This window comes from Achromobacter sp. UBA4530, from assembly GCF_002388205.1.
Lineage (GTDB): Bacteria > Pseudomonadota > Gammaproteobacteria > Burkholderiales > Burkholderiaceae_B > Achromobacter > Achromobacter animicus.
The window spans coordinates 1-20231 of record NZ_DGMA01000027.1; the positions used below are offsets into that span (position 1 = coordinate 1).

Below are 20231 nucleotides of genomic sequence, written 5' to 3' on the forward strand. Positions count from 1 at the left end.
TCCGATCCGGCTTCCGATCCGGCTTACGAACCGGCCCGGTCCCGGCGCTCCACCCACACGCGGCCGCGGTGACATCGAATCACGTGGCCCGCCTGCTCCACTCGCAATTGCCGGTCATGGCCCAGGCTGTGCAGGCCACGCAACTGCCTCAGCAGGTCCGCCATGCGCGCGTCGGTGGGCATCCGCGCCCCATTTCGCTCCAGCCAATACCGCAACACCTGCGACTGACGGGCGGGCGATAGTCCGCGCCACGCCTGCAACGAAAAACTGGCGTCATCGGCACCGGGATCCAGCCGCGCAAAATCTTCACGGGCGACTTCGTCCAGAATCTCTGCCGCCTCTGCCATGTGCCGCGCATGGCGCGCGACGATGCCGCGCCAGCCGGGCCAGCGTGCATCCAGCACGGGCGCCAGCAATTCACGCAGTGCGGCACGGGTGTAGCGCGGATCGGCATTGGTGGGGTCCTGCACGGCGCGCCAGCCGATGGCTGCCTCTACGTCATCGGCCGCCTGAAGAATCGCGCTGCGATCCTGCTCAAGCCACGGGCGCACGTACGACACGCCATCGCGCTGCGTCACCGGCGCCATGGCCGCCATGCCCGACAGCCCCGTCCCGCGCAGCAGGCGCAGCAACACGGTTTCCGCCTGATCGTTGCGATGGTGGGCGAGCAGGATGTGGTGGACGCCGTGCTCCTGCGCCAACCTGGCCAGCGCGGCATACCGCGCATCGCGCGCAGCGGCTTCGATGCCCTTGCCGCTGGCCGGCTCGACCTGCACGCGCGCCTCGATAAGCGGGACCGACAGTCTTGCTGCCAGGGCTTGGCCGTGTCGCGCCCACTCGTCGGCCTGCGCCTGCAAACCGTGGTGCACATGGAAAAGCATCACCTCGATGCGCAGCAGCGGCGCGACGGCGGCCGCATGTACGGCCAGCATGGCCGAGTCCGCGCCGCCGCTGAACGCCACGGCAATGCGGCGCGGACGCTCGGGCAGTGCCTGGAGCATCTGGCGCAACGCCGCGGCAAGCGCGGTGGAGATTGGCAGGGAGGGAATGGCGCCCGCGTCGGCCCGGGGATGGCTGCCGGGCGGCGGGACGTCAGTCATGAGCGTGCAAGGGCGCGGGGGCCGCGGCGCCGGCAAAGGGCCGGCGCCCTGCCCGCTTTACGCGCGCACTTCCTGGAAGGCGCCGTACGAGCGCACGCGCTCAAGGCGCTGCTCGACGAGCTGTTCGGGGGTCATGCCCTGAAGCTGGCGCAGGGCGTCGCCGAGCGCGCGGCGCAAGAGGCGGGCCATGACGCGGGGGTCGCGATGAGCGCCGCCCACGGGTTCGTTGACCACGCGGTCCACCAGACCCAGATCCTTGAGGCGGGGCGCGATGATGGCCAGCGCGTCGGCGGCCTCGGGGGCCTTGTCGGCGCTGCGCCAGAGGATCGAGGCGCAGCCTTCCGGCGAAATCACGGCGTAGGTGGCGTATTGCAGCATCAGCACGGCGTTGCCGACGGCAATGGCCAGCGCGCCGCCCGAACCGCCTTCGCCGATGATCGTGCAGATCAACGGGACTTTCAGTTCGGCCATGGCGTAAAGATTGTGGCCGATGGCTTCGGACTGGCCGCGCTCTTCGGCGCCGATGCCGGGATAGGCGCCCGGGGTGTCCACGAAGGTGAAGACGGGAATGCCGAATTTTTCGGCCAGGCGCATCAGGCGCAGGGCCTTGCGATAGCCCTCGGGGCGCGGCATGCCGAAGTTGCGCGCGGCGCGCTCCTTGGTGTCGCGGCCCTTCTGGTGGCCGATGACCATGCACGGCGTGCCGTTGAAGCGCGCCAGACCGCCCACGATGGACTGGTCGTCGGCGTACATGCGGTCGCCGTGCAGTTCATGGAAGTCGGTGAACATTTCGCGCACGTAGTCCAGCGTGTAGGGACGCTGGGGGTGACGCGCGACAAGCGCCGTTTGCCAGGGCGTGAGCTTGGCGTAGATCTCCTTGGCGAGCGTCTGGCTCTTCTGCTGCAGACGTCCGATTTCATCGGAAATGTCTACCGCCGAATCGGCCTGCACATAGCGCAGCTGCTCGATCTTGTTCTCAAGCTCGGCGAGCGGCTGTTCAAATTCCAGAAATGTATTGCGCATGTAGTGTGGTTCCGTAGATGGGCTGCCTGGTTTGCGTCAGTATTGGACCGGCGTCGGTTCCAGACTGCGCCACAGATACCAGGTCGCCACGGTACGCCAGGGCTGCCACGCCAACGAGACTTCGCGAGCCTCGAAGCGAGAGACAGGCTCGCCGCTGAAATAGTGTAGCGAGATTGCCTTGAGCAACCCGGGATCATCCAGCGGCAGGACATCAGGCCGCTGTAGATTGAAAATCAAAAACATCTCCGCCGTCCAGCGTCCGATGCCGCGGATGGCGACCAGTTCCGAAATGACGGCCTCGTCGTCCATGGCCGCCCATTTCTCGGGATGGACCCGGCGCTCGCCGAAATGCACGGCCAGGTCGAGCACATATTCGGCCTTGCGTTGCGACAGTCCGGCCTTGCGCAGGCCGTCCAGGCCAACGCGCAGCACGGCGACGGGCGTGGGGCGTTTGCCCACGGCGTCGATGAACTTGGTCCAGACGGCATCGGCCGCCTTCGGGGAAATCTGTTGCCCAATGATCGCCCGCGCCAGCGTGATGAACGGCGTGCCGCGCGAGGTCAGCCAGACCTCCGGGTGCTGGGGGATGATCTTTTTCAGAATGCGGTCGCGGCGCATCAGGTGCGCCACGGCGGCCTCCCAGTATTCAGGCTTGGGAATCTCGAGATCTGCGGTGGACATGTCCGGCGTATCCTGCGGGGTCACGCGCGGCGCCATTGCGTCAGGCCGCCCGGTTTGTCGTCCAGCTCGATGCCGGATTCGCGCAGCTCGGCGCGGATGCGGTCGGCTTCGGCAAAGTTGCGGGCTGCCTTGGCGGCCGCGCGCGCGTCGATCAGAGACTGGATGGCGTCGGCATCCAGCGTGCTGCGCGCGCCTTGCTCGATAGCGGCCGCGGAATAGCGGGTGGCGGATTGGAAGTACGTGGCGGGCGCCTGCTGCAGCAGGCCCAGAAGCGAAGCCAGGGCTTTCATCTGACCGGCGCTGCGCGCGCTTTTGGTGCGGTTGGCCTCGGAGGCCAGTTCGAACAACGCGGCCACGGCGCCCGAGCTGTTGAAGTCGTCGTCCATCGCGGCCTTGAAGGCCTGTGCCTGCGGCTCGTTCCAGTCAATGCCCTGATCGTCGGCCGGCACGTTCTGCAGGGCCTGGTACAGGCGATCCAGTGCGTTCTGCGCGTCGATCAGGTTGTCCGGCGTGTAGTTCTGCGGGCTGCGGTAATGGTTGCGCACAATGAAGAAGCGCACCATTTCCGCTTCGCGCGGGTTCACCTGGTACTCGGACTGGTCAGCCGCCGGGTCATTCTGCGCGACGGTCTGGCGGATGGTGCGGAAGTTGCCCAGGGACTTGGACATCTTGTCCGAATCGACCATCAGCGGGCCGCAGTGCATCCAGATGTTGGCCAGCGTGCCGCCGAACGCGCCCTCGGTCTGGGCGATCTCGTTTTCATGGTGCGGGAATTTCAGGTCCGGACCGCCACCGTGGATGTCCAGCGGCAAACCCAGCAGCGACTTGCTCATGGCCGAGCACTCGATGTGCCAGCCCGGGCGGCCCAGGCCGTACGGCGATTCCCACTTGGTGTCGGCGGGTTCTTCGGCCTTGGCGGATTTCCAGAGCACGAAATCGAGCGGGTCGCGCTTGCTGGATCCCACCGCCACGCGCTCGCCGGCGCGCAGGTCATCCAGCGTCTTGCCGGACAGCTTGCCGTAGCCGGGGAAACCGCGCACGGCGTAATTCACGTCGCCGTCTTCGGCCTGGTAGGCCAGCCCGTTGGTTTCGAGCTTGCCGATGATGTCGAGCATCTCGCCCACGTACTGCGTGGCGCGGGGTTCGCGATCAGGCGATTCGACGCCCAGCGCGCGCTCGTCGGCATGCATGGCCTCGATGTAGAACTCGGTGACTTCGCCGATGCGGCGGCCCGTTTCCACGGCGCGGCGGATGATCTTGTCGTCGATGTCCGTGATGTTGCGCACGTAGTCCACCGACAAGCCGCTGGCGCGCAGCCAGCGCTGCACGACGTCGAACGACACCAGCATGCGGGCGTGGCCCAGATGGCAGAAGTCATACACGGTCATGCCACACACGTACATGCGCACCTGGCCGGCCTGGGCCGGTTTGAACGGTTCTTTGGTACGCGATAACGTGTTGTAGATTTGCAGCATGGCGCGATAGGTTTCGTTTAGTGTTCCGTGGCGGTTTCGGAAAGTTGCTGTCGACGGAAAATACCGTCAACGCGTGCCGCCCAATTCGCCGCCCCATTTACATTGCCGCCCCGATGGCAGTGCAGTCCATTGGCAGTGCAGTCCATTGGCAGCGCTGTCCTGGCAGTCTGTCCCGGCAGTGCTGTCCCGGCAGCCTGTTCCGGCACAGCTGTCCGTGCGGGATCGATGGCCCGTATTCTTCCGGTGGCCCCTATTCCCTACTGCCTTGAACGCGATGGTCGAGCCAAAAACGCAACCGGGGCTAAAATGGCGGTCGTCAAGTATAGCAAGCGGCCCGGTCGCGCGCGTAAGCGCCAGCCGGCCAAGACTTTTAACGGAAAGCCCACGTGACTATCAAGCCGCGTTTTTGCGTTGCCCTGCTCGCCCTGGCCTTGGCCGGCGCGCCGGCGGGCGTCGCCCTTGCCCAGTCGATGAGCGGCGGCGCGGGAGAAAACCCCAACGCCACCCGCACCACCCTGGACCCGATTCCGCCTGAAGGCGGCTGGGACGCTCTGGCCAATCTGCTGGAAGCCGCCAAGCCCAGCGTGGACACCCGGCTGATCCCCTCCGCGTCGCAGATCACGACGCACATCGAGCGCATGCTGAACCGTGGCGAAAACGCGGAAGCGCTGGCGATGATCGAAAAGCGCCAGGCCGAGATCAAGGACCAGCGCGGCACCGACGTGCAGCTCATGTTCCAGCATGCGCGCGCCCTCGCCGCCCTGGACCGCACGAACGAAGCCATCGACATCTACAACGATATGACCACGCGGTTCCCGGAATTGCCGGAACCCTGGAACAATCTGGCAGCTCTATATGCTGGACGCGGCGAACTCGACCGTGCGCAGGATGCCCTCCAGATGGCATTGCGCGCAGACCCGAACTACGCCGCCGCCCGCGCCAACCTCGGCGACCTGCAATTGCTGCAGGCCTTGCGAACCTACAAGGAGGCCGCCGGCGACGGCGTGCCTGGCATGCGGGAAAAGGTCCGCGAAGTTGAAACAATGTTGAAGGATAAACAAGGCAAATGATGTCCCGTTACTCCCCTCTTCACCTGCTGCGCCTGACGGCGTGCTCGTTCGCACTGGCTGCATTCGCTCCGGCGTTCGTCAGCGCCGCCCCCGCAGCCTCTTCTTCTCCCTCCACCTCCGAAGGCACCAAAACCATGAGCACCAATCCCCGCGTCAAGCTTCAAACGAACCAAGGCGACATGGTCATCACCCTGGACGCCGCCAAGGCGCCCAAGTCCGTCGAAAACTTCCTGACCTACGTCAAGGAAGGCTTCTACAACGGCACCGTGTTCCATCGCGTGATCGACGGCTTCATGGTCCAGGGCGGCGGCTTCGAACCCGGCATGAAGCAGAAGCAGACCCACGCCCCGATCGAAAACGAGGCCAACAACGGCCTGAAGAACGACAAGTACACCCTTGCCATGGCCCGCACCAGCGATCCGCACTCGGCCACCGCCCAGTTCTTCATCAACGTGTCCAATAACGACTTCCTGAACTTCACGTCGCCCACGCCGAACGGCTGGGGCTATGCCGTGTTCGGCGCCGTCACCGAAGGCCAGGACGTGGTCGACAAGATCAAGGGCGTGAAGACCGGCAACAAGGGCTTCCACCAGAACGTGCCGAACGAAGACGTCATCATCGAGAAGGCCGAAGTTCTTGAATAAGATCTCCCTGCCCGGCCCGGTCTGGCTGGCATCCGACCTGCACCTGGGGCCGGCCACGCCGGCCACCTCGGAGGCCTTCCTGGCCTTTCTGCAGGCGGCAGAGGAAGAGGCGGCAGCCCTGCTGCTGCCCGGCGACATCTTCGACGCCTGGATTGGCGACGACGTGATCCGCGCCGCCCCGCCGTGGCTTGCCACGGTGCTGGTGGCGCTGCGCAATACGGCCGCCCGCATCCCGGTCTGGCTGGGGCGCGGCAACCGCGATTTCCTCATCGGCGAGGAACTGGCAAAGGCCGTGGGCGCCAGCCTGCTGCCCGAGCCGGCCCTGCTGGAAACCGATTTCGGCCAGGTCCTGCTGACGCACGGCGACGAGTTCTGTACGGACGACGCCGCCTACCAGCAGTTCCGCAAGATGGTCCGCAACCCGCAATGGCAGGCCGAATTCCTGGCCAAGACCATTCCCGAGCGGCTGACCATGGCGCAGCAGGCACGGGGCGAGAGCCAGGCGGCCAACCAGACGAAGTCCATGGAAATCATGGACGTCAACGCGGACGCCATCGAATCGATCTTCCGCGAGACGGGCGTGCGCGTGCTGGTGCATGGCCACACGCATCGCCCTAACCGCCACGTGCTCGATGTCGACGGCCAAAAGCGCGAGCGCTGGGTGCTGCCCGACTGGGACTGCGATCACGTGTCGCCGCCGCGCGGCGGCTGGCTGGTCATTGACCGCGACGGGCTGCAGTTCTACGACCTGGAAACGGAAGCGTAGACGCCACCCGTCCCACGCCGGACAAAAAACAAGGGCCGCTTGAGAAAGCGGCCCTTTTTCTGTCTGCGATCGCCGTGTGGCGGGAGGAATCAGCGCGTGAAGATCCAGGCCGCCACGATGCCGCCGAAAATGATCCGGTACCAGGCGAACACGCGGTACGTGTGGTTGGCCACGAAGCGCAGCACGGCCCGCACCACCACCATGGCGCTCAGGAACGCCGCGATGAAGCCCACGGCGATGCCCGACAGGTCGTGCTGGGTCAGCAGGCCGAAGTTCTTGTACATGTCGTAGGCCGCCGCGCCGAGCATGGTCGGCATGGCCAGGAAGAACGAGAATTCGGTGGCCGTCTTGCGCTGGATGCCGGCGATCATGCCGCCGATGATGGTGGCGCCCGACCGCGAGGTGCCGGGAATCATCGCAAAGCACTGCGCCACGCCCACGCCCAGCGCCTGCTTCCAGGTGATCTGTTCCAGCGTGTGCGCCGACGCGCGCTCGTCCGAGGCGGTGTCGTCAGCAGCGCCCGGCGCATCGCCCGGCGTGTGGCGCGTGCGGCGTTCGACGTACAGCATGATCAGCCCGCCCAGCACCAGCGTCACCACGACCACCGCCGGGTGGTAGAACACCGATTTGATGGTCTTGATGAAGATCGCGCCGATCACCGCCGCCGGCAGGAACGCCAGGATCAGGTTGCGGGTGAAGGCCACCTCGCTGGGCACGCCCGTCAGCGTGCCGCGGATCAGCTTGAGCAGCCGGGCTCGGAAGACCCACATCACGGCAAGGATCGATCCCAGCTGGATGACCACCTCGAACACCTTGCCGTCGCCCGAATCGAAATTGAGCCAGTCGCCGACCAGGATGAGGTGGCCCGTGCTGGACACGGGGATGAATTCAGTCAGGCCTTCCAGGATGCCCAGGATGAATGCTTTGATCAGATAGAGCGAGTTCTCGGTCACGGGCTGGGGTCTCTCTCTGTTAGTCGTTGGCTAGGGTTGCTTCGTCAGAAAAATGCTCTTCGGGGCGCTTCTCGACACGCACCAGCGCGATGCGGCGGCCATCCATTTCCAGGACTTCGAAGCGGAAATGCTGGTGATGGATCTGGTATTCGCACACGTCGCCCGGCTTGGGCAGGTGTCCGAAGCGCGAGAGCAGATAGCCCGCAAGCGTGGAAAAGTCCTGGGCGTCGTCGACCAGGCCTTCGGTTTCAAGCACCTGCTCGACGTGGTGCAGGTCGGCCGCCCCATCGATCTTCCAGATGTTGTCGCCGTCCGCCACGATGTCGGGCAGCTCGTCTTCGTCGGGGAATTCGCCGGCGATGGCCTCGAAAACGTCGATCGGCGTCACCAGCCCCTCGATGGCGCCGAACTCGTCAGCCACCAGCACGAGCTGGCCGCGCGAGCGCTTGAGGGTGTCCATGAGGCGCAGGATGCCGATCGACTCGTGCACGATGATGGGATCGCGCAGGCGGTTGCGGCGCACCCGGCCCTCGGTGATCAGGTCCGCGATCAGATCCTTGGCGCGGCCGATGCCCAACACTTCGTCCAGCGAGCCGCGGCACACCGGGAAGAAGCTGTGCGGCGCCTCGGTGAGCTGGCGGCGGATGTTGTCGGGATCGTCGTCGATATTGATCCAGGAAACGTCCGTGCGCGGCGTCATGATGGAACGGATGGAGCGCTCGGCCAGCGTCAGCACCCCGCTGACCATGTTGCGTTCTTCGACTCCGAAGGCCTGTACTGCCGGGCTGCCGGCATTGGGCAGGTCGGGTTCGTCGCTGGCCGGCGGCCGCTTGCCCAGCATGCGCAGCACGGCCGAGGCGGTGCGTTCGCGCATGGGAAAACGGGCGTCGAGCTTGAGCAGGTTGCGGCGCGCCACCTGGTTGAGCGCCTCGATGGCAACCGAGAACCCGATGGCGGCGTACAGATAGCCCTTGGGCACCTTGAAGCCGAAGGCTTCGGCCAGGAGCGAAAAGCCGATCATCAGCAAGAAGCCCAGGCACAGCACCACCACCGTCGGGTGGGCGTTGACGAAGCGCGTCAGCGGCTTGGACGCGATCAGCATGATGCCGATGGCAATGATGACCGCGATCATCATGATGGCCAGGTGATCCACCATGCCGACGGCGGTAATGACCGAGTCCAGCGAGAACACCGCATCCAGCACCACGATCTGCGTGACGATCACCCAGAAGCTGGCATAGACGCGCGGGCCGGACGAGCCGGTGTGCATGCTGCCTTCCAGGCGCTCGTGCAGTTCCATGGTGCCTTTGAACAGCAGAAACAGGCCGCCCACCATCAGGATCAGGTCGCGCCCCGAGGGCGATAGCGGACCGATATTGAACAGGGGGGTAGTCAGCGTGACCAGCCATGACATGACGGACAACAGGCCCAGGCGCATGATCAGCGCGAGGCTCAGGCCCATGATGCGCGCGCGATCGCGCTGCGCGGGCGGCAGCTTGTCCGCCAGGATGGCGATGAAAATCAGGTTATCAATGCCCAGGACGATCTCAAGGACGACCAGGGTAAGCAAGCCGACCCACGCAGCGGGGTCCAGCAGCCACTCCATCAGGAGCTCCAGAAGTTACACGACCGGTAATCGTACATGGAAAATCCATGACATGCCGGTGACGCATCCCCTCCGTAAGCCTGATGGACAGAGGCTTTGAGCCGTATGGACTAAGGCTTGCAAGCGCCTGAAACGGGCCGTGTGTCCCGGTTTACGCGCGCCGCGCGTCAAACGTTGCGGGCATGAAAAAGCCGGCCCCCCGGCCGGCTCTTGCTTGTCTCAACAGACCCGTCGGGGCATCAGCCGCCGACTTTGAGCGTGCCCTTCATCATGGCCCAGTGGCCGGGGAAGGAGCAGAAGAATGCGTAGTTTTCGCCAGCGGCGAGCTTGGAGACGTCGATCTTGACGGAGTCGGATTCCCCGCCGCCGATGACTTTGGTGTGGGCGATGACGCGGGTGTCGCCCGCCTTGACGTAGTCTTGTGCCAGCCCGGCGCCCATGCCGTCCGTGGCGACGGCCTGCTTGTCGGCTTCCTTGGTGAGGACCCAGTTGTGGCCCATTGCGACCTTGGCCATCTTGCCGACGTGCTTCAGGTTGACCGTGAATTCCTTGCAGCTCTTGTCGACCACGATTTCCTTGACGTTGAACTGCATGGCGTCGTTGCTTTCGACGGTGGCTTCACATTGCGCGGCCAGCACGGGCAGGCTGGAGGCGGAAAGAAGGATGGCGAGGGTGGCTTTTGCCAGCATGAAATTCTCCGATGACACAGCGGTCGATGCACGTACGCCAGCCAGATGCAGACGCCGTTGCCGCCGCGGATCAGTGTAGGACTGCCTTCCCCTCGCTCTCTTGACATCCATCAACACCCCCTGCGGATACCCCTCAAAACTCAGGAACTTCCCCTACATTTCGTAGGGCTATTAGGCCTTCGACTCTGGCAGATTGACAAACCGCAATCCGGTCCTGGGTGCATGTTCGTAGGATGGCCGTAAGCAAACACGACGAACAGAGTTCAGCATGCGCGGCAGTACCGAAGTACCCCACCGGTTCACCAAACACATTCAGGCCGCGTTCTTTGTTTTATGGCTTTCCTGTCTGTTCCTGGCGCAAACCGCGCAGGCGCAGCGCCTGCCTGACTTTCTTGCCAGCACACCCATCACAGACGTGTTCCCCGGCGCCGACCGCACCGGTCCCGTCGAAGGCAAGCCCGCAATTGCCCGCGTGTTTGCAGGCAACAAGCCACTGGGCCTTGTCTACCTGACCACCGACGTCGTCAACACCCGCGGCTACTCCAGCAAGCCCATCGACGTGCTGGTGGGGCTTTCCGACAGCGGCCGCATCATGGGCGCAAAGCTGGTCGAACACCACGAGCCCATCGTGCTGATCGGCATCCCGCAAGCCAAGGTCGATCACTTCATCCAGGGCTACGTCGGCCTGAACTTCGTCGACTCCCCGCCCCGGCACGGCGCGCCGCCACCCGTTGATATCGTCAGCGGCGCCACGGTCACGCTGATGGTGATCGGCGACACGATCACCCGGTCCGCCATCGCGGTGGCGCGCGCCCACGGCATCGCCAAGTCGGGCGCGCCGCGCCAGGCCGCGCAACCAGTGGCAACCCGCGTCATCGACGAAAGCAAAGACACCGTGCAGACCTGGCAGGAACTGCTTGACGCCGGCGCCGTGAAGAACCTGCGCCTGACGCCCGACGACGTCAACCAGGCGTTTCTGCGATCCGGCCGCAAGGACGCCGCCGAACACGGCGAAGGCGGCCCTGACGACACCTTCATCGACCTGTACGCCGCACTGGTCAGCGCCCCGTCCATCGGCCGCAGCCTGCTGGGAGACATCGGCTGGCAGCGCCTGAAAGAACGCCTCAAGCCCGGCCAGCAGGCCGTGCTGGTCGCCGGCAATGGTCTCTATTCGTTCAAGGGTTCGGGCTACGTGCGCGGCGGCATCTTCGACCGCATCGAGGTCATCCAGGACGAAAGCGCCTTCCGGTTCCGCGACCGCAACCACCAGCGGCTGGCCGACGTCAACGCCAAGGGCGCGCCGGCGCTGCGCGAAGTCGCCCTCTTTGTCGTGCCCGAGGATGCCTCGCTCGACCCGGTCAAACCGTGGCGCCTGCAACTGATGGTGCAGCGCGTGCTCAGCGTGTCGGACAAGGCGTTCGTCACGTTCGACCTGCCGTATGACCTGCCCACGGCCTACACCCGCGCCGTCGCGCCGCCGACCGCACCCGCAGCAGCAGGCCAACCCGCCACTGCACCCGCGCCCTCGCCCGACGTCGAAACCGCCCCGCCCGCGTTGTGGAAGCAAATCTGGCAAGGCAAGGCCGGCCAGATCGCCATCCTGACCGTCGCCCTGACGGTGCTGGTCGGCATCTTCTTCTTCCAGGATCAACTGACGTCGCGCCCGTTGCTGCACGACCGCCTGCGCCTCGCGTTCCTGGCCTTCGCGCTGTTCTGGATCGGCTGGTACGGGCAGGCACAGCTGTCCATCGTGAACGTGCTGACGTTCTTTTCGGCCCTGCGCACCGACTTCCGCTGGGAATACTTCCTGATGGACCCGCTGGTGTTCATCCTGTGGTGCGCCACCGCCATCTCCATGGTGTTCTGGAACCGCGGCGCGTTTTGCGGCTGGCTGTGCCCGTTCGGCGCGCTGCAGGAACTGACCAACCGCATCGCCCGGCGGCTTGGCGTGCGTCAGCTCAAGATCCGCCACGGCGTGGCGCAGCGCCTGTCCATGTTCAAGTACGTGATCTTCCTGCTGCTCTTCGGCTTCTCGCTGTACGACCTGGCGGTCGCCGAACAACTGGCCGAAGTCGAACCTTTCAAGACCGCGATCATCCTGCATTTCGTGCGCCACTGGCCCTTCGTGCTGTTCGCCGTGGCGCTGCTGGCCGCGGGCCTCTTCATCGAACGCTTCTTCTGCCGCTACCTCTGCCCGCTGGGCGCCGCGCTGGCCATCCCCGCCCGCCTGCGCATCTTCAATTGGCTCAAGCGCTACCGCGACTGCGGCAACCCCTGTCAGCGCTGCAACATCGAATGCCCCGTTCAGGCGATCGACCCCTCCGGCGAAATCAACCCGAACGAGTGCATCCAGTGCCTGCACTGCCAAATGCTTTACCACCACAAACAGAAGTGCCCTCACCTGATCCAGAAGCAGGCTAAGCGTGAGCGGCGCCCGGCTCCGCCCCCTGAGCCGTCGGTGCAGGAAGTCGTTCTGCACCGCATGCCGACGCCCAACTCGGCAAATCGCCCCAACCGGGAATCGTGAAACACGGTTTTCGTACCGCGGCGCTCTGCGCCGTCCCTACCTAGGAGTTATCCATGTCCGACAAGACCCCCGAAAAAGCCGGCCTCACACGCCGAAGCTTCCTGGGCACCGCAGCCATCACCGGCGCGGCCGGCCTCGTAGCCGGGGCGCAGATTTCCACCGCGCACGGCAAAGAGGGCAAATCAGGCAACGGCGCTGTGCTCGGGCATGTCGCGCCGGGCGAGCTCGACGAATACTATGCGTTCAACTCCAGCGGCCAGTCCGGCGAAGTCCGCGTGCTGGGCCTGCCGTCCATGCGCGAACTCGTGCGCATCCCCGTGTTCAACCATTGCAGCGCCACCGGCTGGGGCCGCACCAATGAAAGCCGCAAGGTGCTGACCGAAGGCCTCACGCCTGAAACCCGCGAGTACCTGAAGGACAAGGGCGGCGTGTTCCCCAACGGCGACGCCCACCATCCCCACCTGTCGTTTACCGACCAGACCTACGACGGCCGCTACCTCTTCATCAACGACAAGGCCAACAACCGCGTGGCCCGCATCCGTCTGGACGTGATGAAGACGGACAAGATCGTTGAACTGCCCAACGTGTCGGGCGTGCACGGTCTGCGTCCGCAGCGCTATCCGCGCACCGGCTACGTGTTTGCCAACGGCGAGCACATCATCCCGCTGCCCAACGACGGCAAGGAGCTGGACGATCCCAAGAAGAACTTCTTCTCGGTGTACTCGGCCATTGATGGCGACACCATGAAGGTGGCGTGGCAGGTGCTGGTCGACGGCAACCTGGACAACGGCGACGCCGACTACCAGGGCAAGTATTCGTTCGCCACCTGCTACAACTCCGAGAAAGGCGTCACTGTCGAGGAAATGTCCGCCAACGAGCAGGACTGGGTCGTGGTCTTCGACCTCAAGCGCATCGAGAAGGCGGTCAAGGACGGCGACTTCAAGACGATGGGCGGCGTGCCGGTGGTCGACGGCCGCCACGGGTCCAAGTACACGCGCTACATCCCGGTGCCGAATTCGCCGCACGGCTGCAATGCCGCGCCCGACGGCATCCACCTCATGCTGAACGGCAAGCTCTCGCCCACGGTCACCGTGATCGACGTGCGCAAGCTGGACGACCTGTTCGCCGACAAGGTCAAGCCGCGCGACTGCGTCGTGGCCGAACCGCAACTGGGCCTGGGCCCGCTGCACACCGCGTTCGACGGCCGCGGCAACGCCTACACCACGCTGTTCATCGACAGCCAGATGGTCAAGTGGAACATCGACAAGGCCAAGCGCGCGTACAAGGGCGAAAAGGTTGATCCCATCCTGCAGAAGCTGGACGTGCACTACCAGCCGGGCCACAACCACTCGACCATGGGCGAAACCAAGGAAGCTGACGGCAAGTGGCTGGTGTCGCTGAACAAGTTCTCGAAAGACCGCTTCCTGAACGTGGGTCCGCTCAAGCCCGAGAACGACCAGCTCATCGACATCTCCGGCGACGAGATGAAGCTCGTGCATGACGGCCCCAGCTTTGCCGAGCCGCACGACATGTGCCTGGTGCACCGTTCCAAGATCAACCCGATCAGCGTCTGGAAGCGCGACGACCCCATGTGGGAAGACGCCCGCCAGATCGCCAAGAAGGACGGCGTGTCGCTGGAAGACGCGGCCAAGGTCGTGCGCGACGGCAACAAGGTCCGCGTGTACATGATGGCCGTCGCGCCGATGTTCAGCTTGAAGCAGTTCGAGGTGAACCAGGGCGATGAGGTCACCGTGTTCGTGACCAACATGGAAGTGATCGAAGACCTGACGCACGGCTTCACGCTCGAAGGCCACGGCATCGCCATGGAAATCGGACCCCAGGCCACGTCGTCCATCACGTTCAAGGCGGATCGCCCCGGCATCTACTGGTACTACTGCCAGTGGTTCTGCCACGCGCTGCACATGGAAATGTCCGGCCAGATGATCGTGCACCCCAAGAAGTCTGCGTAACGATCCATGGCTGCCATCGCAACCTTGCGAAACGCGGCGTGGGCCGCGGCCGGCTTCGTGCTGGCCGGCTTCGGCCCGGCCCTGCACGGGGCGGCCGCGGCCGCCACCCTGGAGGTCGCCGCAGGCGCCGACCTGGCGCAGGCCGTGGCCGCGGCGCAGCCCGGCGACACGCTGCGGCTGGCGCCTGGCACCTACCCCGGCGCCATCGTCATCGACAAACCCCTCGTCATCGAAGGACCGCAGGACCGCTCCGCCATCATTGCCGGCACCCGCGAAGGACGCACGCTGTGGGTCAAGGCCGCGGACGTGTCGCTGCGCAACCTGACCGTCACGCGCTCCGGGCTGGACCTGCCCGCCATGGACGCGGGCATCTTTCTGGACCGCACCGCGCACCGCGCGGTGGTCGAACACAACGACATCCTGGATAACCTGTTCGGCGTTTATGTATGGGGCCCGCAGGACGCGATGGTGCGCGGCAACCGCATCGTCGGCAACCAGGAACTGCGCGTGGCCGAGCGCGGCAACGGCGTGTCGCTATGGAACACGCCGGGCAGCGCGGTGGTGGACAACGACATCTCCGCCGGCCGCGACGGCGTTTTCGTGAACACCAGCAAGCAGAACCGGTTCACCGGCAATCGTTTCCATGACCTGCGCTATGGCGTGCACTACATGTACACGAACGACAGCGAGATCAGTGGCAACTTGTCCACCGGCAACGACATCGGCTACGCCATCATGTACTCGCACCGCCTGGTCGTTACGGGCAACGTGGCGGTGAACAACGTGGAGCAGGGGCTGATGATGAACTACGCCAACAACTCCGACATCTCCGGCAACACCGTCGATGGCGCGGGCAAGTGCGTGTTCATCTACAACGCCAACAAAAACCGCTTTGCGGACAACCATTTCTCCAACTGCGACATCGGCATCCACTTCACCGCCGGCTCCGAGGGCAACCGGATCTCAGGCAATGCCTTCATCAACAACCGCAACCAGGTCAAGTATGTGGGCACGCGGGTGATGGAATGGTCGGACAACGGCCGCGGCAACTACTGGAGCGACAACACGGCCTTCGACCTGGACGGCGACGGCATCGCCGACACGGCCTACCGCCCGAACGACGTGGTGGACCAGTTGTTGTGGCGGGCGCCCGCCGCGCGGATTCTGCTCAATAGCCCCGCCATTTCGGTAGTGCGCTGGGCGCAATCGCAGTTCCCCGCGATCCTGCCAGGCGGCGTGATCGACAGTAAGCCGCTGATGAAGCCTGTGCGGGAACGAATCGATTATGGCGGTGCGATGGCCAACGCGAAGCCCGGTGCATCGCCTGATGCAAAAAGCGCCGCCAACTCCGTCGCAAAAAACGGCGCGAAGCGTGCCGAGGACAATCAATGAGCAACCCACTGATGACGCTTGCGGGCGTCAGCAAACACTATGGCGGCCACAGGGCGATCAGCGTCCTGGACCTGGACCTGCGCGAAGGCGAATGCGTGGCGCTGGCCGGGCACAACGGCGCGGGCAAAAGCACCCTCATCAAGCTGATCCTCGGACTCATCCGACCCACGCACGGGCGCGTCACGCTCTTCGGCCAGGACGCGCACAGTCCGGCCGCCGCGCGCCTGCGTGACCGGATAGGCTACCTGCCCGAAACCGTGGCGCTGCATCCCGCGATGACGGGCGCCGAGACCCTGGCCTTTTACGCGCGCCTGAAGCGCCAACCCGTGTCGCGCAACGCGGATCTGCTCGAGAAAGTGGGGATCTCCGGCGCGGCGCACCGCCGCGTGGGCGGTTATTCAAAAGGCATGCGCCAACGGCTGGCGCTGGCCCAGGCGCTGCTCGGCGCGCCCCGCATCCTCCTGTTCGACGAGCCCACCACCGGCCTGGATCCGGCGTCGCGTCTCAAGTTCTACGAGATCGTGCACGAACTGCGCGCAAGCGGCGCCACCATTCTCCTCAGCACGCACGCCTTGTCGGAGCTGGCCGGCCACGCCGACCGCATCGTCGTCATGAAGGCGGGCGTGAAGATCGCCGACGGCGGCATGTCGGCGCTGCGCCGCGACACCGGGCTGCCCATCCGCATCAGCGTCACGCTCGGGCCGGACAACGCATCCGCCCCGCCCTCCTCGGCCTGGCGCCAGGTCGACGCCAACCGCTACGAACGCCTGTGCCACGAATCGGACAAGGTCGAGGCCATCCGTAGCATCGGCGCCATCGGGGCGCCCATCAGCGACCTGGACATCCAGGTCCCGGGGCTGGACGACATCTACGCCCATTTGCTTGAACGGGAAGACGCATGAACGCCGTAAGCACAATCATCGGCAAGGAAATCCGCGACGGCCTGCGCAATCGCTGGGTCCTTGCCACATCGCTCCTCTTGGCCGCACTGGCGCTCGCGCTCGGCCTGTTGGGCAGCGCCCCCACCGGTGCAGTCAAGGTCGATCCGCTGACCGTCACGGTGGTCAGCCTGTCCAGCCTGTCCATCTTCCTGGTGCCGCTCATCGCGATGCTGCTGGCGTATGACGCCATCGTGGGCGAGGTCGACCGCGGCACCATGGCGCTGCTGCTCAGTTATCCGGTGTCGCGCTGGCAGGTCATCATGGGCAAGTTCATCGGGCACCTGGCCATCCTGGCCATCGCGACCGGTGCGGGGTATGGGTCGGCAGGGCTGGCTTTGCAATGGGTCTACGGGGGCATGGACGCCGGCGCGTGGCGGCCCTTCGCCATGCTGATCGGGGCCAGCGTCCTGCTGGGCGCCAGCTTTCTGGCAATGGGCTACCTCATCAGCACGCTGGTGCGGGAACGCGCCACCGCGGCGGGCATCGCGCTGGGCGTCTGGCTGTTCTTTGTCGTCATCTACGACATGGGCCTCCTGGGCGTGCTGGCCGCGGACCAGGGTCGCCACGTCACGCCGGGCATGCTCAATGCCCTGCTGCTGGCTAATCCGTCCGACGTCTACCGCCTGCTGAACCTGACCGGGTTCGAGAACATTTCCATGTATGCGGGCATGGCCGGCGTCAGCGACCAGGCCCACATGCCCGTGCCGCTGCTGGTGGCGGCGCAATTGCTGTGGATCGCGGTGCCGTTTCTGCTGGCCGCCTTCTGCTTTCGGAGGAAACAGCTATGACGCTGAAACGTTGGGCCGCAATGGCGGCCTTCTCGGCCATCGTGCTGGCGGTCTCGGCCTGCGGCGGCGACGAACCCGCCGCGCCGCCACCCGCGCCGCAGGCCGTCTCCGCCGACGCCGTCGGCCACTACTGCGGCATGATGCTGCTGGACCATGCAGGGCCGAAGGGCCAGATATTCGTGAAGGGCCGCGCCGCGCCGGTGTGGTTCTCGTCCATCAAGCAGGTCTTCGCCTACACGCTGCTGCCCGAAGAACCCAAGGGTCTGGCCGCCATCTACGTCAACGACATGGCGGCCGCCGGTCCCGATGGCGCGGTGGATCTGAAAGCATGGGTCGACGCACGGCAAGCCTTCTACGTCATCGACTCCAGCTTCATCGGCGGCATGGGCGCCGAAGACGCCATTCCGTTCTCGGATCAAACGCGCGCGCTCGCCTTCGCCCAGACCCACGGGGGGCGTGTCGTGCGTTTTGCCGACGTGCCCGAGGACTATGTGTTTGCGCAATAGCGCCAAGCCCTCCGACCTGCCTCATGAGCCCGCGCCAATCGCGCCTTAATCAGTCGATATCGCCATGAACCCTCCCGCCCGCCGCCGCTTCCTCGGCATCATCGCCGCGTCTTCCGCGCTGGCCCTCGCTCCCAGCTTCCTGCGCCGCGCGCACGCGGCCATCACGCCGACGCGTTGGCAAGGCGTGGCGCTAGGCGCGGACGCGGAATTGCGGCTGTACCTTCCCGACCGCCAGGCTGCCGAACAGCTCATCGAGCGGGCGTTGCAGGAACTGCGTCGCCTCGAGGGCGTGTTCAGCCTGTACCGCGACGACAGTGCGCTGTCGATCCTGAACCGCCAGGGGTTTCTGGTCGATCCCCCCTCCGACCTCGTCCGCCTGCTCAGCGAAAGCCGGCACTACGCGGACCTGACGGGAGGCCTCTTTGATCCGTCCGTGCAGCCGCTGTGGCGCGTGTACGCAGATCACTTCGCGCGGTCTGGCGCGTCCCAGGATGGTCCCGCGCCGGCAGACATCGCCCGGGCGCTGCGATGCGTGTCGTACCAGGACATCAAGATCGACCCGCAGCGCATCGACCTGCAGCCGGGCATGGCGCTGACGCTCAACGGCATCGCGCAGGGCTACATCACCGACCGCGTGACCGACCTATTTCGCAACGCCGGGCTCGAACGCGCGCTGGTCGACATGGGCGAGATACGCGGACTGGATGCGACGGCCAACGCAACGGGCTGGCGCGTCGGGCTGGCCGACCCCATGTCGCCGGACCAGATCCTGGCGCAGGTGCCGATCAGCAACCAGGCGCTTGCCACTTCCGGCGGCTACGGCACGCCGCTGGATGCCGCGGGACAGTATTCGCACCTGTTCGATCCGCACTCCGGTCGGGCGCGGCCGCTCTATCGCAGCGTGTCGGTCATGGCATCCACCGCCACAACTGCCGATGCCCTGTCCACGGCGTTCTCGAACATGCCGTTGGAACGCACCGCCGCGCTGGTGCGCAGCCTGGGTGTGCAGGCGTGGATGGTGTTGCCAGATGGACAGCTGGTAGCGCAGACCGGCGAAGCCTGATTGCGCGCCGCATGAAAAAACCGGCCGCCAGGGCCCGTTTGCTTTGACCATGAAAAACCGGCCTTCACGGCCGGTTTGCATTGACCACGAAAAACCGGCCTTCATGGCCGGTTTTTACTGCCCGCCGCGCCGATCAGGCCGCCGAGGGCGGGTTCAGCGTCGAGAGCATCTGCGTGAAGATCTTGGGGCTGGCGGCCAGGACGTTGCCGCTGTCCATCCAGCCTTGTTCGCCGTCGAAGTCAGCGACCAGACCGCCCGCTTCCAGCACCATCAGGCTGCCCGCCGCCACATCCCACGGCTTCAGGCCTACGCCGCAGAACCCATCCAGGCGGCCGGTGGCCACGTAGGCGAGATCCAGCACGGTCGAGCCCAGGCGGCGCACGCCGGTGGCGCCTTCGGCCATCTGGCGGAACCGCTGCGAGCCTTGTTCGGGATCGCCGGCGTTGGGCCAGTGCGCGCCCAGCAGCGCGTCGTGGTAGCGGGTGCGGCCCGAGACGCGCACGCGGCGGTCGTTCAGGAACGTGCCGCTGCCACGGCTGGCGGTGAAGAGTTCGTTGCGCGAGGGATCATAGATGACCGCTTGCGTGACCTGGCCGCGCTGCGTCAGCGCGATCGACACGGCATAGTTGGGCAGGCCGTGGATGAAGTTCGTGGTGCCGTCCAGCGGGTCGATGATCCACTGGAATTCCGCCTGGTCCGGACCCTGCAGACCGAACTCCTCGCCCAGGACGGCGTGGTCAGGGTAGGCAGCGCGCAGCGTTTCGACGATGGACTCTTCGGCGGCCCGATCGACTTCCGTGACATAATCGCGCGGCCCCTTGCGAGCCACGCTGAGTCGTTCCAAATCCATGCTGGCACGGTTGATAATGGTGCCGGCACGCCGGGCCGCCTTGATGGCGATGTTGAGCATCGGGTGCATAAAATTCCGTACGTATGCGATGAGTTGGCTTGATGATAGGCCGCTTGCCGCCCCCCGGCACGCCGTCGCCCCCGCGGGGAAATCGACTCAAAAAACCAGGAAGGCACGAAGCCAAACG

Annotated in this window: 18 protein-coding genes; 10 read left to right on the forward strand and 8 right to left on the reverse strand. The window is 65.4% G+C overall.

The genetic code is table 11. The features are described from left to right. Window positions 1-23: 23 nt before the first annotated feature. From tilS to cysS, 4 genes are all read right to left on the reverse strand, one after another. Window positions 24-1001 carry a tRNA lysidine(34) synthetase TilS gene (tilS, locus tag B2W22_RS19910; RefSeq protein WP_286939338.1) on the reverse strand — a complete coding sequence of 326 codons (978 nt, stop codon included), beginning with the start codon at window positions 999-1001 and terminating at the stop codon, window positions 24-26. 156 nt (window positions 1002-1157) lie between these two features. Beyond that, window positions 1158-2123 carry an acetyl-CoA carboxylase carboxyltransferase subunit alpha gene (locus tag B2W22_RS19915; RefSeq protein WP_175186447.1) on the reverse strand — a complete coding sequence of 322 codons (966 nt, stop codon included), beginning with the start codon at window positions 2121-2123 and terminating at the stop codon, window positions 1158-1160. Window positions 2124-2159: 36 nt separating this feature from the next. Beyond that, a complete protein-coding gene (locus tag B2W22_RS19920) occupies window positions 2160-2804 on the reverse strand; it encodes a DNA-3-methyladenine glycosylase family protein (protein ID WP_175124237.1) in 645 nt (214 codons plus the stop codon). Window positions 2805-2824: 20 nt separating this feature from the next. Continuing rightward, on the reverse strand, window positions 2825-4279 hold the full coding sequence (cysS, locus tag B2W22_RS19925; RefSeq protein WP_175124238.1) for a cysteine--tRNA ligase: 1455 nt from the start codon (window positions 4277-4279) through the stop codon (window positions 2825-2827). Window positions 4280-4665: 386 nt separating this feature from the next. Between cysS and B2W22_RS19930 the strand changes: the two genes are divergently transcribed. The 3 genes from B2W22_RS19930 to B2W22_RS19940 all read left to right on the forward strand — a co-directional run bounded on the left by B2W22_RS19930 (window position 4666) and on the right by B2W22_RS19940 (window position 6759). Beyond that, window positions 4666-5349, forward strand: a complete 684-nt coding sequence (locus B2W22_RS19930) for a tetratricopeptide repeat protein (RefSeq protein ID WP_175124239.1) — start codon at window positions 4666-4668, stop codon at window positions 5347-5349. 134 nt (window positions 5350-5483) lie between these two features. After that, window positions 5484-5993, forward strand: coding sequence for a peptidylprolyl isomerase (locus tag B2W22_RS19935; RefSeq protein ID WP_175124240.1), 510 nt, complete (start codon window positions 5484-5486; stop codon window positions 5991-5993). Further along, window positions 5986-6759 carry a UDP-2,3-diacylglucosamine diphosphatase gene (locus B2W22_RS19940; RefSeq protein ID WP_175124241.1) on the forward strand — a complete coding sequence of 258 codons (774 nt, stop codon included), beginning with the start codon at window positions 5986-5988 and terminating at the stop codon, window positions 6757-6759. Before B2W22_RS19935 ends, B2W22_RS19940 begins: the two co-directional genes overlap by 8 nt. 89 nt (window positions 6760-6848) lie before the next feature. Here B2W22_RS19940 and B2W22_RS19945 read toward each other — a convergent pair whose 3' ends face one another. The 3 genes from B2W22_RS19945 to azu form a co-directional block, all read right to left on the reverse strand. Continuing rightward, window positions 6849-7712 carry an undecaprenyl-diphosphate phosphatase gene (locus B2W22_RS19945; protein WP_175124242.1) on the reverse strand — a complete coding sequence of 288 codons (864 nt, stop codon included), beginning with the start codon at window positions 7710-7712 and terminating at the stop codon, window positions 6849-6851. Window positions 7713-7731: 19 nt separating this feature from the next. Beyond that, window positions 7732-9318 carry a TerC family protein gene (locus B2W22_RS19950; protein ID WP_175138603.1) on the reverse strand — a complete coding sequence of 529 codons (1587 nt, stop codon included), beginning with the start codon at window positions 9316-9318 and terminating at the stop codon, window positions 7732-7734. A gap of 239 nt (window positions 9319-9557) precedes the next feature. Next, entirely contained in the window at window positions 9558-10007 is a 450-nt protein-coding gene (gene azu, locus B2W22_RS19955) for an azurin (protein ID WP_175124244.1), read from the reverse strand. Between the two features lie 268 nt (window positions 10008-10275). Here azu and B2W22_RS19960 point away from each other — a divergent pair, with 268 nt between their 5' ends. From B2W22_RS19960 to B2W22_RS19990, 7 genes are all read left to right on the forward strand, one after another. Next, window positions 10276-12534, forward strand: a complete 2259-nt coding sequence (locus tag B2W22_RS19960) for a NosR/NirI family protein (RefSeq protein ID WP_286939324.1) — start codon at window positions 10276-10278, stop codon at window positions 12532-12534. 53 nt (window positions 12535-12587) lie between these two features. Then, window positions 12588-14504, forward strand: coding sequence for a TAT-dependent nitrous-oxide reductase (gene nosZ / locus B2W22_RS19965; protein ID WP_286939325.1), 1917 nt, complete (start codon window positions 12588-12590; stop codon window positions 14502-14504). 6 nt (window positions 14505-14510) lie between these two features. After that, window positions 14511-15896 carry a nitrous oxide reductase family maturation protein NosD gene (locus B2W22_RS19970; protein ID WP_286939326.1) on the forward strand — a complete coding sequence of 462 codons (1386 nt, stop codon included), beginning with the start codon at window positions 14511-14513 and terminating at the stop codon, window positions 15894-15896. Further along, the gene (locus tag B2W22_RS19975; protein WP_286939327.1) at window positions 15893-16798 is read left to right on the forward strand and encodes an ABC transporter ATP-binding protein; all 906 of its coding nucleotides are present in this window, start codon (window positions 15893-15895) and stop codon (window positions 16796-16798) included. Before B2W22_RS19970 ends, B2W22_RS19975 begins: the two co-directional genes overlap by 4 nt. Then, on the forward strand, window positions 16795-17625 hold the full coding sequence (locus tag B2W22_RS19980; RefSeq protein WP_175124248.1) for an ABC transporter permease: 831 nt from the start codon (window positions 16795-16797) through the stop codon (window positions 17623-17625). Before B2W22_RS19975 ends, B2W22_RS19980 begins: the two co-directional genes overlap by 4 nt. Beyond that, window positions 17622-18131 (forward strand): nitrous oxide reductase accessory protein NosL, encoded by a 510-nt coding sequence (locus B2W22_RS19985; protein WP_286939328.1) that lies wholly within the window; start codon window positions 17622-17624, stop codon window positions 18129-18131. Before B2W22_RS19980 ends, B2W22_RS19985 begins: the two co-directional genes overlap by 4 nt. 64 nt (window positions 18132-18195) lie before the next feature. Further along, window positions 18196-19194: an FAD:protein FMN transferase gene (locus tag B2W22_RS19990; RefSeq protein ID WP_286939329.1), complete on the forward strand. Its 999-nt coding sequence runs from the start codon at window positions 18196-18198 to the stop codon at window positions 19192-19194. 133 nt (window positions 19195-19327) lie between these two features. Here B2W22_RS19990 and B2W22_RS19995 read toward each other — a convergent pair whose 3' ends face one another. Then, window positions 19328-20113, reverse strand: coding sequence for an inositol monophosphatase family protein (locus tag B2W22_RS19995; protein ID WP_105239790.1), 786 nt, complete (start codon window positions 20111-20113; stop codon window positions 19328-19330). Between the last annotated feature and the right edge of the window lie 118 nt (window positions 20114-20231).

Coding starts and splice junctions, on each gene's coding strand:
- tilS (WP_286939338.1), bottom strand. CDS start 1,001: ATGCTCCAGGCACTGCCCGAGCGTCCGCGCCGCATTGCCGTGGCGTTC.
- B2W22_RS19915 (WP_175186447.1), bottom strand. CDS start 2,123: ATGCGCAATACATTTCTGGAATTTGAACAGCCGCTCGCCGAGCTTGAG.
- B2W22_RS19920 (WP_175124237.1), bottom strand. CDS start 2,804: ATGTCCACCGCAGATCTCGAGATTCCCAAGCCTGAATACTGGGAGGCC.
- cysS (WP_175124238.1), bottom strand. CDS start 4,279: ATGCTGCAAATCTACAACACGTTATCGCGTACCAAAGAACCGTTCAAA.
- B2W22_RS19935 (WP_175124240.1), top strand. CDS start 5,484: ATGAGCACCAATCCCCGCGTCAAGCTTCAAACGAACCAAGGCGACATG.
- B2W22_RS19950 (WP_175138603.1), bottom strand. CDS start 9,318: ATGGAGTGGCTGCTGGACCCCGCTGCGTGGGTCGGCTTGCTTACCCTG.
- azu (WP_175124244.1), bottom strand. CDS start 10,007: ATGCTGGCAAAAGCCACCCTCGCCATCCTTCTTTCCGCCTCCAGCCTG.
- B2W22_RS19960 (WP_286939324.1), top strand. CDS start 10,276: ATGCGCGGCAGTACCGAAGTACCCCACCGGTTCACCAAACACATTCAG.
- nosZ (WP_286939325.1), top strand. CDS start 12,588: ATGTCCGACAAGACCCCCGAAAAAGCCGGCCTCACACGCCGAAGCTTC.
- B2W22_RS19970 (WP_286939326.1), top strand. CDS start 14,511: ATGGCTGCCATCGCAACCTTGCGAAACGCGGCGTGGGCCGCGGCCGGC.
- B2W22_RS19975 (WP_286939327.1), top strand. CDS start 15,893: ATGAGCAACCCACTGATGACGCTTGCGGGCGTCAGCAAACACTATGGC.
- B2W22_RS19980 (WP_175124248.1), top strand. CDS start 16,795: ATGAACGCCGTAAGCACAATCATCGGCAAGGAAATCCGCGACGGCCTG.
- B2W22_RS19985 (WP_286939328.1), top strand. CDS start 17,622: ATGACGCTGAAACGTTGGGCCGCAATGGCGGCCTTCTCGGCCATCGTG.
- B2W22_RS19990 (WP_286939329.1), top strand. CDS start 18,196: ATGAACCCTCCCGCCCGCCGCCGCTTCCTCGGCATCATCGCCGCGTCT.
- B2W22_RS19995 (WP_105239790.1), bottom strand. CDS start 20,113: ATGCACCCGATGCTCAACATCGCCATCAAGGCGGCCCGGCGTGCCGGC.